The organism is Alteromonas sp. CyTr2 (assembly GCF_947311905.1).
Lineage (GTDB): Bacteria > Pseudomonadota > Gammaproteobacteria > Enterobacterales > Alteromonadaceae > Alteromonas > Alteromonas macleodii.
This window is the reverse complement of sequence record NZ_CAMZMZ010000049.1, coordinates 16,400-27,972: the sequence shown is the minus strand read 5'-3', so window position 1 is coordinate 27,972 and position 11,573 is coordinate 16,400. Positions and strand designations below refer to the sequence as shown.

Here is an 11,573-nt window from a genome sequence, read left to right as displayed (position 1 = left end):
ACCCCAGAGTAGTGAGGAAAAGACCGACTAAATACCCCACAAAGAAAAATGCCAGTCAGCTTAACTGACTGGCATTAGGCGTTATTGCCGGCTTTTTTGTAGAAAAATTATAATGTTGTTTGAATGTTTTCATTTGTTAATGTAGTGTGAATTCAGGTCGGATCAGTTTTACTTATGCTGTAATTAACACCGCTTTGAAGACGCGTGCGGTAAGAGTGGTTGACCTTTTTCATTTATCATTAGGGAACATTTGAGATGATTGACAACACCTTTAACGCTAAACGGACGCTTATTGCGTTATCACTCACTGCACTTCTCGGTGCGTGCGGCGATAACGATAACGACTTTTCTAATGTAGAACAACCAGCGCCCACAACGCCTACGACACCCGAACCAACACCAGCACCAATTCCAGCATTTTCTCCTGACGGTACACTGTCCGCGGATGTTACCTGGACCACCTATGGCGTTCCGCATGTGAAAGCCGATAACCTAGAAAGTATGGCTTACGGTGTGGGTTATGCGTTTGCACGCGATAACCTTTGCGTACTGGCCGACCAGATTGTGAAGTATAACTCTGAGAGAGCTAAGTATTTTGGTCCAGATACTGTACCTGGTAGCGGTGATTCAGAGCACCTTATTAACGATTTCGGTTTTCTTACTCTAGGTATTAGAGAGTTAGCAGAAGAGAACTTACCTCGGTTGTCTGCTAATTCACGTGCAATGTTTCAAGGCTACACTGCTGGATACAACCGGTACTTAGCTGAAACTCCTGTAGAAGAACAAGATCAAAGCTGTGCTGGCCAACCATGGGTCACTGAAATTGATAGTGTGGATCTATTAACGTACTCATTAGGCGTGGCGCTATTACCTGGGGCCGCTAATTTCTTAGGACCTATGTTTATTGCAGCGCCTGAAGGTGAGAGTTATCTACCTACTCCAGCTACGTCCTCAAGTGACGTTGCTTCTACCTTTAAGATTTCACCAACGGTAGGTCTGCCTGAAAAAAATCCTCAAGAAATGGGCTCTAATGGTTGGGGGTTAGGCAGCGATAAAACGACCAATGGCAAAGGTATGGTTTTAGGCAATCCGCATTTTCCTCACACAGGAAACCTACGCTTTTGGAATTTCCATGCTCAAGTACCCGGACACTTGAATGTAACAGGTGGCTCGTTGATGGGATTGCCTGGTGCAGTAAATATCGGATTTAACGAAAACGTTGCATGGACACACACCTTCTCGACGGCTGAACATTTTGTTGTGTATCAGCTGACCCTCGACGAAAATGATGAATCTGGCCTTACCCATATGGTTGATGGCAACAGACGCACCATCTATGAAAAGCCACTTCAAATTGATGTCGCAGTGGGTGGAGGGCAAACCATTAAGCTTAATAAGACCGCGTATTACACCAACTACGGTCCAATGATTGAAGTGCCTGGTAACTTTGATTGGAATGGTAATAATGCCTTTGCCATCAAAGACGCAAACCTGCCTAACTTTGATATTGTAGACCATTGGCTTGCCATGAATATGGCGACATCCATGGACGAGTTTAAGCAGGCGTTTAAAGATTACGACGGTGTTATTTTCAATAATACAATGGCTGCCTCTGATGATGGTCAAGTCTTCTACATTGACGATTCAACCGTGCCGAATCTAACCGAAACCGCAATTGAGCAACTAACGACTAACCCGTTACTTATTCAAACTAAAGCAGCTGCCGGCTTTACCGTATTACCGGGTAACATTTCGCAGTTTGATTTCGAAGGACCCGTTCCATACGAAGAAGCGCCTAAGTACGAGGGCACGGATTCAGTTCAAAACTCGAACGACAGCTATTGGTTAACGAATTTAAACTCACCAATTGTTGTAAGCAATCCGCTATTTGGTAGCGTGGAATATCAACAAACACTACGTTCAAGAATGGGTCAACAGTTTATTGAAAACGAAGCGGGAAGTGACGGAACCTTTACGCCAGATGAAGTGGAAGGCTTACTGTTTAATAACAGAAGTTATTTAGCAGAGAATATTTTGCCTTCATTGCTTTCGCTATGCGCCGCGCAAGGTTCAACACCTGTAGATGTAGACGGAACTAGCGTTGATGTTTCACAAGCCTGTGCTGCGTTGGAGGATTGGGATGGCACCATGAACCTTACAAGTACTGGTGCACACGTGTTTAGAGAGTTTGCATTCCAGTTTAACCAAGCGCCACAGTGGGAAACGCCGTTTTCACTAGAATCACCAGTCACTACGCCTTCTGGCTTGTTGCAAAATGACGTTACTCTTGAACAATTGGCAAGAGTAACTCAAGTGATTGAGCAAGCTGGTGTCGCATTTGACGCGCCGCTAGGGGACGTTCAGTTTGTTGAGCGAAGCCTGCCAGATGGCACGGCGTCTGGTATCAAACTACCATGGGCTGGTGCACACAATATTGAAGGTGGCTTTAACGTGTTTGACGTTATAAGCAACAGGAACGGTACGTTGCTTCCACGTCATAACTACGAGCCTGTGAATAGTAACACCATAATGAGTGCAGAAGCTGAAGGCTACCATATTAACTATGGCACCAGTTGGGCTATGGTTATTAACTTCACTGATGAAGGCCCCAAGGGACGGGGTATTCTGACCTACTCACAATCTCGCAAGTATGGCAGTGAACACTTCTTAGACCAAACTCAGCTTTATTCTACGCAGCCTACGCTAAGAGATATCTTCTTTACTGACGAGGAGATAGAGGCTAACAAGATAGAGCAAGTTACCCTATCGTCAGAATAAGATGAGACTGGTATTATAACGTAATTAGCAAAGCGGCGTTGCTTTTCACAAAGCAAGGCCGCTATTTACGTTGTGGGTAAACAACGACGCTTACCCGTTTATTTTACTAGGAGTAAAGTTTGGAGTTTTTGTACGAGTACGGTTTGTTTGTTGCCAAGGCAGTAACGCTAGTTATCGCTTTTATTGTGGTTGTATCTACCATTGTTGGCTTAGCGAGTAAGCAAAAGCATGGGAAAGGGCAACTTGAAATCGTGTCTATTTCTGAGCAGTTGAAAGACATTACAAATTACGCGAAACAGGTTCTGTTAGATAAAAATGCGTTAAAGAAATTAGCCAAGGAACAGAAAAAAGAAGCGAAAGCTAAAAATAAAGCAAAAAACAAAGCCAAAATCACAGAACAGGGCGAAGAGTCTGAGAAGTCCCGTCTTTATGTCATCGACTTTAAAGGTTCGATGGACGCCAATGAAGTGGAGCACTTACGAGAAGAAATTACCGCTATCTTATGTGTAGCGAATAAAGAAGACGAAGTCTTGGTTCGACTTGAAAGTGGTGGGGGTGTTGTACACGGCTATGGACTTGCAGCGTCTCAACTTCAGCGTATTAAGGAAAAGGGTCTTAAACTAACGATTGCGGTAGATAAAGTGGCGGCAAGCGGTGGTTACATGATGGCTTGTGTTGCAGATAAATTACTGGCGTCTCAATTTGCTTACATTGGCAGCATAGGCGTTTTAGCTCAGTTGCCTAACTTCAATAAACTATTGAAGAAAAATGATATTGAGTTTGAACAACACACCGCTGGTGAATTCAAGCGTACTCTAACCGTATTTGGTGAGAACAACGATGAAGGCCGCGCGAAATTTAAAGAAGAAATTGAAGAGATTCATGTACTGTTCAAAGACTTCGTTCAAAGCCAGCGTCCAGATATGGACATCGATAAAGTCGCCACAGGCGAGTATTGGCCAGGTATTAAAGCTAAGTCGCTTGGCTTAATTGACGACATCACAACCTCAGATGACTATATTCTTTCTCATTATCCCGCACGCGAAATATTTAGTGTTAAGTATGCTGTGAAGAAAAATGTAGCAGAGAAACTGGGGATGTCTGCAGCAAATGTTGTTGAGCGCGTGTTTATGAAATCAATGAGCAAAGCGCGTCACTGGTTTTAATAGCGACAATTTGTCTGTGTTGATAATTCAGGACCGATAAAACGATTGTTAACACAGACGTACGTTAAATTTTTAACCTACAAAAAGATAATAAAAAGAATATGGCACGGCATACTAAAACCGATATATTAGATGCGGCAGAGTACTTATTTTCTCAAAGCGGGTTTACTCAAACATCCATGCGCGAGATTACTGCCAGAGCGGAAGTGAATTTGGCGTCGGTGAACTATCACTTCGGCAGTAAGAAGAATTTAATTCAAGCCGTGTTTAAAAGGTACTTTGATCACCTAATGCCGCAGGTAGAGTCTTGCTTGGCGTCTTTGACACCTATGGAAGGTGCGAAGGGCGTTGAGCAACTCTTGTATTCGTTGATCCCTCCTATGCTTAACCTCAACACCATTTCAGAGCAGGGGACTTCTACGTTTGTTAAGTTGCTAGGACGTGGCTACAACGAAACTCAGGGGCATTTACGTAAGTTCTTAATGAATGATTACGGTGATTGTATCCGTGCACTTGTCGACGCTATAAGGCGTTGTCTTCCTGATCTACCTGAGGAAGAACTATTCTGGCGCTTGCATTTTGCGATGGGAAGTTTTGTATTTTCAATGGCGTCGAGCCAAGCGCTAACAGAAATAGCTGAGTCTGACTTTCACAAGCATGTCGATATAAAAGAAGTTATCCAGCACCTAGTTCCATTCGTAGCCCAAGGGCTAGCAGGCAAATAATTCAAGCGCGCTCGTTAAATACTCAGCTGAGAAAGAGTGGTAAGCTATTATTATTTCATAATAAATAGTGAAGGGGTCACATAACATAAGTGCCTCAACGACACTTACGGTATGCGACATTTATTGCGTTTTTAAACCAGTAGCTAAACTAGATATTAAATTAGGTTATGCAAAATTATCGAGGAAGGGTTGCGCCAGGCGCCTCTGCATTGAGCTTTTCTGCCCAGAAATCCTTTACCGAAAATCCTGACTTTTTGGATGAAGATGCCTTTTTCTTCGCTGGTCTCGCTGCGGCTTTTGCCTCTTTCTTTGGCGCTTTTTTCTCTTCGCTTTCACTCGTGGCGTCAGAAGAGCCAGAAGCTAACGACGCTGTCATCTCTTGAAGCTGTGCTAAACGGACGTTCTTACCGCCATCTACACTGTACCAACCACTTTTGCTCTCAATAGATGGTGCTTTGCCGTTCGCCTTTTTATAAGCTTCGGTAAATGCTGCTACCACTTCGTCTTTGTCTAAGTTTGCCATGCTTTTTTGCTCTTTATTTTGTTAAGATGACGAACGCTATGCGACGTATGTAATTGCTATAACGCTGAGAAAAAATCGCCCAGCGTAACGACCAAGCCAGCAAGTGTCGCAAAACTAAAATTGGATCTACTCACCACTCATAATTGTCTAATTACAGGTATAATGCTAAACGTTCGCGTCTTTTTATAACGTTTTTTGAACAATTTGTCTAACTTTCAACCGGAGGACTTGTGTCTATTACCCGCCTAGAACTACAAAATTATCTTGATGGAATGTTAAGGGTTAGCGAGATCAGTGATTATTGCCCCAATGGATTACAGGTAGAGGGCGCAAGTAAAATTGAGAAGATAGTAACCGGTGTAACTGCGTCACAAGCACTCGTTGATGCCGCCATAGAAGCTAAGGCAGATGCGCTAATTGTTCACCATGGTTATTTTTGGAAAGGTGAGTCACAAGTGATTGCGGGCATGAAAAAGCGCCGCCTTCAAGCGCTACTGTCAAATGATATCAATTTGTTTGCTTATCACCTTCCACTGGATGTACACCCTGAATTTGGCAACAACCGACAACTTGCATCGCTATTAGGCATTCAAAATATAAGTGCGGTGAGCGGTGTGAAGCCTGTTGGCGTTGTTATGCACGGAAATTTTGAAGAAGAAATTGAAGGATCAGCGTTACAGGTTAAATTACAGAAGTTGCTAGGGAGAGACGTGCTGATTGAGGGGCCTGTATCAAAACCTATATCGAAGCTTGCTTGGTGCACGGGAGGTGGACAAGGGTTCATCGAACAAGCGGTTGAACTGGGCGTCGATGCATTTATTACCGGAGAAGTGTCTGAACAAACTGTACACACGGCAAGGGAAATGGGGATAACTTTTTTTGCTGCTGGTCATCATGCTACTGAACGCTACGGTGTGAAATCCTTAGGAGACCACATTGGGCAGCAATTCGACGTGCCTGTCGAGTTTATTGATATTGACAATCCTGCTTAGCGATGACTGTAGTATATGAATAACGATCGTATCTTCGATGGTATTGCAGAAAAATTCTCAAGCAATATATATGGCACTACTAAGGGAAAGCTCAGGCACACCTTATTATGTGATGTTCTCGAGCCTTATTTAACCACGCCTGTTCGCGCTATTGAAATAGGCGGGGGGACAGGTGTAATGACAGCGCATATTGCTTCTAAAGGGCATTCTGTTGTGTTAACTGACGCGTCGAGGGATGTACTTAAACAAGCTGAGACACTGCTTGCAGATGCACCAAATATTACAATTAGGCATCAATATTTGCAGCAGATTGAGGATTTAGACAGTTTTGATTTAGTGATTTGTCATGCGGTTTTAGAGTGGCTGGATGCGCCCTTTGATGCTATCGACTTTATGTATAAAAACATGAAGCCAGGGGCCCGTTTAAGCCTAAGCTTTTTCAACCAAGATGCGAATTTGTTTGCCAATGCTATCTACGGCAATTTTGATTACATCGCGAAAGGGATGAAAGTTAAAAAGCAAGTTAGACTGAATCCAAAACAGCCGTTAAGTGCAACCCGCGTGGTTGAACATTGTGAATCATTGGGTTTCAAAATTATCGAAAAAGCAGGCATTCGTTGTTTCCATGATTACATGCGAGATATAACCCATCAAAGCAGCAAATTTGATGACTTACTTGCGCTAGAGCGGCAGTATCATAGGCAAGCGCCTTACCTTTGGTTAGGAAAATATTTTCAGCTGATTCTAGAAAAAGAGAAATAGAAAAAGCCAGTAAAAAAGAGTTTGTTGGATTTTTACGTGGCGGACTACATAGGGTTATGAGCGCGCTAATACGTAGATAGTTGTAGTGACGCCTTAGAGCGCGTTCTCACCCGTCATAATATTATTGACCGTGATTTTTGCGATTTCCTCTAAGGCTTCGAGCGTGAAGAACCCTTGGTGGCCCGTTATTAAAACGTTCGGAAACGTAGTTAAGCGCTGAAAAATATCATCCTGAATTATGTCTTGTGAATGATCGTTAAAAAACAGTTCGGATTCTCTTTCGTAGACATCTAGCCCTAAATATCCAATTTTTTTCGACTTAAGCCCTTTAATGATGGCATTGTCATCGACGAGCCCGCCTCTTGACGTATTAATTAGCATGACGCCTTGAGGCATTTTATCAATACTCTTAGCATTGATTATATGATGACTCTGTTCGTTGAGCGGGCAGTGCAGGGTAACGATAACGCTTTTTTCAAGTAGTTCATTTAGCGTTACATAATGGGCTCCCATTGCGGTTACATCACTATTTGGATGCGGATCGAAGCAAAGCACATGACATCCAAACCCCAATAGTATGCGAATAACAGCTTGCCCAATCTTTCCTGTGCCAATTACCCCTACGGTTTTACCGTGAAGCGTAAAGCCCATCAATCCTCCAAGATTGAAGTTGCCTTCGCGTACTCGGTTGTATGCTTTATGTGTTTTTCGGTTCAACGTAAGGATTAGCGCAATTGTATGTTCAGCCACGGTTTCAGGGCTATAAGCGGGTACGCGGCTTACAGTGATACCTGCCTTTGCTGCTGCATCCACATCAACATTGTTGAAGCCAGCGCAGCGAAGCGCAATATGTTTAACCCCACAGTGTTTTAGAACTTCAATGGTTTTCCTATTAATGTCGTCATTTACAAACACAACAACATCGCTGAATCCACTGCAACTCGCTGCGGTTGAAGCGTTCAGTGGGTGTTCAAAAAATGTGGCATTGATGGTTTTGTCACTAGCACCGTTTAATGTTTCCAGCAATTCAGAAAACAGAGCGTGTTCATAAGAGCGAGTACTAAAAAAAGCGATGCTTTTGTGTTGTTGGTCGCTGAGGTTATCGTGCGCTTTTTTACGTGCAGAGGTATTCATTTTAGTACCCAGTTAAGTCACTTAGACGGCAAAAAATTACCACATTCACATTTAAACTACATAGATGTAGATCAATAAATCTAGCGGGATGTATTGAGCACTAACGCATTAGGTATATTTCAAAACGCTCGTTCACTGCCGCCATGCCGGCGGCTATCTAAACTGCAAAGCGTACTAATTCGCTGATAAAAGCTTAGCGATGTCTTTCTCAATGGCTTCTGGTTTTACAGTAGGCGCATAACGTTTTAGCACCTTGCCTTGAGCATTAACTAAGAACTTAGTGAAGTTCCATTTTATACGTTTTGTGCCAAGAAGACCGGGGGCTTCGCTTTTCAATTCCTCAAAGAGCGGATTGGCATCTGGACCATTTACATTTGTTTTCTTAAATAATGGGAATGAAACGCCAAAATTAAGGCTACAAAATTGCGCAATATCTTCGTCGCTACCTGGCTCTTGATGTCCGAACTGATCGCAGGGAAACCCTAAAATTTCAAAGCCCTTATCGTTGTATTTTTTATAGAGCGACTCTAGTCCTTCATATTGAGGAGTAAAGCCACATTTGCTTGCCGTATTAACAATGAGTAATACCTTACCCTTGTATTGTTCAAGGGTAGTTTGTTCACCGTTGTTCAACGTAATAGCGTGTTCATAGAGCGCCAAAATTATTTTCCTATATTTTTGTTGTTGTTAAGTCTGTTACTCTTAGGTAATCCAACCATCTTTGTTAAGTATCTAGAGTATATTTTGTATGAGTAATTTGAAAGTGAGTTTTTTGGGCTTGGGTGTAATGGGCTATCCTATGGCAGGGCACTTGAGCAAAGCTGGCTATTCGGTCACTGTTTATAATCGTACCTCTCAAAAGGCACAGGATTGGCTAACAACCTATAACACTGGCGACGCTAAAGTCAGTGCTAGCAATACCGTTGCGCAGGCGTGTGAAGGCGCTGACATCGTATTTATGTGTGTGGGTAACGATAATGATGTAAGAGATGTGGGCACACAGGCGTTAGCAGTGATGAAGACGGGCAGTGTGCTGGTCGATCATACGACTGCATCAGCAGATATTGCCAGAGAACTATATAAAAGCTGCCAAGATAAGCAAGTTGGCTTCTTGGATGCACCAGTTTCTGGTGGCCAGGCTGGGGCTGAGAATGGGCAGCTGACCATTATGGTGGGCGGCGATGAAGACGTATACAGCACGGTTGAGCCGGTAATGGCACATTATGCACGACACAGTCAGCTACTTGGTAAGAGTGGCAGCGGTCAACTAGCAAAAATGATGAATCAGATTTGTATTGCCGGCATTGTACAAGGCTTGGCTGAAGCACTACATTTTGGCCAGCGTGCTGGGCTTGATTGTAATGCGGTTGTCGATGTTATTAGTAAAGGCGCAGCTCAGTCGTGGCAGATGGAAAACAGAGCCAGCACTATGCTAAATAACAGCTTTGATTTTGGTTTTGCTGTTGATTGGATGCGTAAAGACTTAAGCATTGCATTGGATGAAGCGCGTAAGAACGGCTCGACTTTGGCGCTTACGGCACTTGTTGATCAATATTATGCAGATGTTCAAAAGCTTGGTGGCGGCCGTTGGGATACATCGAGTTTGCTTACCCGACTAAAATAACGCTAACAGACTAACAAGAATAAAAGGCCCGCTGGTTTACAATAAAATGTACTAAACAGCGAAAAACAGTGACGTTCTGGAAGCGGTGCGTGTTTATCCATAACGCAGGTTATGGATGTAGCTTTAGTAATTTGCTAAATAAACATTACAGCGCCTGTTCTTGAGCAGATAGCGTAAGCTGTTCCAAACGGGCCTTGTTAACGTCATTCAAGGGGAGTAACATTATCTTGTCGAGTAGCTGTCTGACGTTAAATTTTCGGTAAACACCTGTGTCTGACTCAATCATGCACTGAAGAAGGTTTAAGCCAAACGCTGCGGTATCGGGGGAGAGTTGGAAAGCATCATAAAAATGCCTCATTGCCTTGTTGAATAATCCTTCGATAAAGAGTTGTGTGCCGGCCTCGTTTATAGAAATGGCCTGTTCGTGATTTAAACCTAACCTTTCTCCACCCGAAAAAATCAGCTCGTCATTCATAACCTGTTCTGAAATAGCTTGTAACTCCGCGTTTTTACGCTTAGCCATCAAGAGTAACTCACCAGCTTTGCGTTCATCTCCAAGACCGTGATGTACTTTTGCGGCAATAACGAGGATAGACGGCTCAGTGCGAAGGTAGTTGTCGACGTAGTCGCTTTCAAGCAAATGTGCTGCTTTTTCTAAGTCGCCGTCCAGCACAGCCGAGAAAGCCAAAAGGTAGTCTCTTTTTTGTAAAGTCTGCGGGTCGCCCTGACTTCTTCCGGCAATGCCTACTAATTTTCTAGCCTGAGACAAGCTTTCTTTTCTATTGGTTTCAGGCGACTCTTCTGCAAGAAACAAATAGAACTCAGCGAGTTCAAACGTAAAGTCATTGAACCTGTCTTTTGCACTGCGATGCATAGCCCGTTTCTTCTGTAAGAGATCGATGGCTTCTACAACCTTGTCCTGCTTTTGATAGGCAATGGTTTTTAACTTTGCAGCTGGTAGGCTTAATTCACTAAACTTAATTTCATTTAAGTATTTTTCTACTTGATCGTAGGAGTCTTGTTCAAATGATATGGATGCAAGCCATTCAAATGCCTTGTCGCGAGCCAAGCTAGAGTTAACCATTTGGCTCAAATGGCTTTTACAATGTGGCCATTGACCCGAAGCGTACTGGCACTTTACTTTTCCCCATTGTGCCCAAAGAACTTTGTCAGAGCGGGTTAACACGTCGTCATAAATACTCAACGCTCGTTGTAAATCACCATTCTCGAAAAGAAGACGCGCATAAAGCTTTCTAATTTCAGCAACAAGCCGAGGAGGAATGCCTTCGGTGATCTTAGCTCTAACGACACTAATTGCTCGGTCAAGTTGTTTGTTATCCAGCGCATGCAATACGTTTTTAACAAAGTCTCGATAACTTAAGTAATGGTTAATTTGGCGGGTTAGTGAAGCGATGGTGTATGGCTTAATAAGCAAAACGTCTGGCTGTAAATCTATTATACGGCCAATAATTTGCGGTGAGCGATCAGACGTTAAGAAAATAATGCCTGTGCTAGGTCTTATAAAGCCTGCCTCTCTTAAACTCTGGATCCATTCCACGCCTGTTTTGCCTTGACCTAGGTGATAGTCCATTAACAGGAGTTCAAAGTTTTGCTTTTTAAGTGCCGCTTTCAGTTCTACACCAGATGCAAAGCTACTTACTGATAAGTTAGCAATTGACATTAAATGTCCTCGAAGCGCAGTCCGAGCAGTAGCATTGTCTTCTACTATAGCTATTCTGAATTCCACGGCGACCAAACAAGGTTTACTTACATCAACCTAGCTTATCAGCGGCGAGATAAAAGTGCATTATTAAAAAGGATAACTTTTTTCTGCTTCGTGCTGGAGTCTATAAAGAAACAGCATTTCTC

The 11,573-nt window shown here is 43.1% G+C and carries 10 protein-coding genes; 6 read left to right on the top strand and 4 right to left on the bottom strand.

Annotation, left to right across the window (positions count from 1 at the left end; all coding sequences use genetic code 11):
* Nucleotides 1–255: 255 nt before the first annotated feature.
* The 3 genes from QME20_RS18200 (at nt 256) to QME20_RS18190 (ending at nt 4,669) form a co-directional block, all read left to right on the top strand.
* A complete protein-coding gene (locus QME20_RS18200) occupies nt 256–2,778 on the top strand; it encodes an acylase (protein WP_239241471.1) in 2,523 nt (840 codons plus the stop codon).
* 119 nt (nt 2,779–2,897) lie between these two features.
* Nucleotides 2,898–3,944: a protease SohB gene (gene sohB / locus QME20_RS18195; protein ID WP_039227763.1), complete on the top strand. Its 1,047-nt coding sequence runs from the start codon at nt 2,898–2,900 to the stop codon at nt 3,942–3,944.
* A 101-nt stretch (nt 3,945–4,045) separates the two neighbouring features.
* Nucleotides 4,046–4,669: a TetR/AcrR family transcriptional regulator gene (locus QME20_RS18190; RefSeq protein ID WP_014949468.1), complete on the top strand. Its 624-nt coding sequence runs from the start codon at nt 4,046–4,048 to the stop codon at nt 4,667–4,669.
* Nucleotides 4,670–4,844: 175 nt separating this feature from the next.
* Here the strand turns inward: QME20_RS18190 and QME20_RS18185 are convergent, their stop codons facing one another.
* Nucleotides 4,845–5,192 carry a hypothetical protein gene (locus tag QME20_RS18185; RefSeq protein WP_281716376.1) on the bottom strand — a complete coding sequence of 116 codons (348 nt, stop codon included), beginning with the start codon at nt 5,190–5,192 and terminating at the stop codon, nt 4,845–4,847.
* 230 nt (nt 5,193–5,422) lie between these two features.
* On the opposite strand from QME20_RS18185, the gene QME20_RS18180 reads away from it, so the two are divergent.
* Entirely contained in the window at nt 5,423–6,184 is a 762-nt protein-coding gene (locus QME20_RS18180; protein WP_281716375.1) for a Nif3-like dinuclear metal center hexameric protein, read from the top strand.
* 15 nt (nt 6,185–6,199) lie between these two features.
* Nucleotides 6,200–6,946 carry a methyltransferase gene (locus QME20_RS18175; RefSeq protein WP_281716374.1) on the top strand — a complete coding sequence of 249 codons (747 nt, stop codon included), beginning with the start codon at nt 6,200–6,202 and terminating at the stop codon, nt 6,944–6,946.
* Nucleotides 6,947–7,039: 93 nt separating this feature from the next.
* On the opposite strand, the gene QME20_RS18170 is transcribed toward QME20_RS18175, so the two are convergent.
* Both QME20_RS18170 and QME20_RS18165 read right to left on the bottom strand, forming a co-directional pair.
* Nucleotides 7,040–8,080, bottom strand: coding sequence for a 2-hydroxyacid dehydrogenase (locus tag QME20_RS18170; RefSeq protein ID WP_049586233.1), 1,041 nt, complete (start codon nt 8,078–8,080; stop codon nt 7,040–7,042).
* A gap of 174 nt (nt 8,081–8,254) precedes the next feature.
* Complete coding sequence (locus tag QME20_RS18165) at nt 8,255–8,740, bottom strand: glutathione peroxidase (protein WP_049586234.1); 486 nt, start codon at nt 8,738–8,740, stop codon at nt 8,255–8,257.
* An 88-nt stretch (nt 8,741–8,828) separates the two neighbouring features.
* Between QME20_RS18165 and QME20_RS18160 the strand changes: the two genes are divergently transcribed.
* On the top strand, nt 8,829–9,704 hold the full coding sequence (locus QME20_RS18160) for an NAD(P)-dependent oxidoreductase (protein ID WP_039227754.1): 876 nt from the start codon (nt 8,829–8,831) through the stop codon (nt 9,702–9,704).
* 145 nt (nt 9,705–9,849) lie between these two features.
* On the opposite strand, the gene QME20_RS18155 is transcribed toward QME20_RS18160, so the two are convergent.
* Nucleotides 9,850–11,433, bottom strand: coding sequence for a response regulator (locus tag QME20_RS18155; protein ID WP_348648764.1), 1,584 nt, complete (start codon nt 11,431–11,433; stop codon nt 9,850–9,852).
* Between the last annotated feature and the right edge of the window lie 140 nt (nt 11,434–11,573).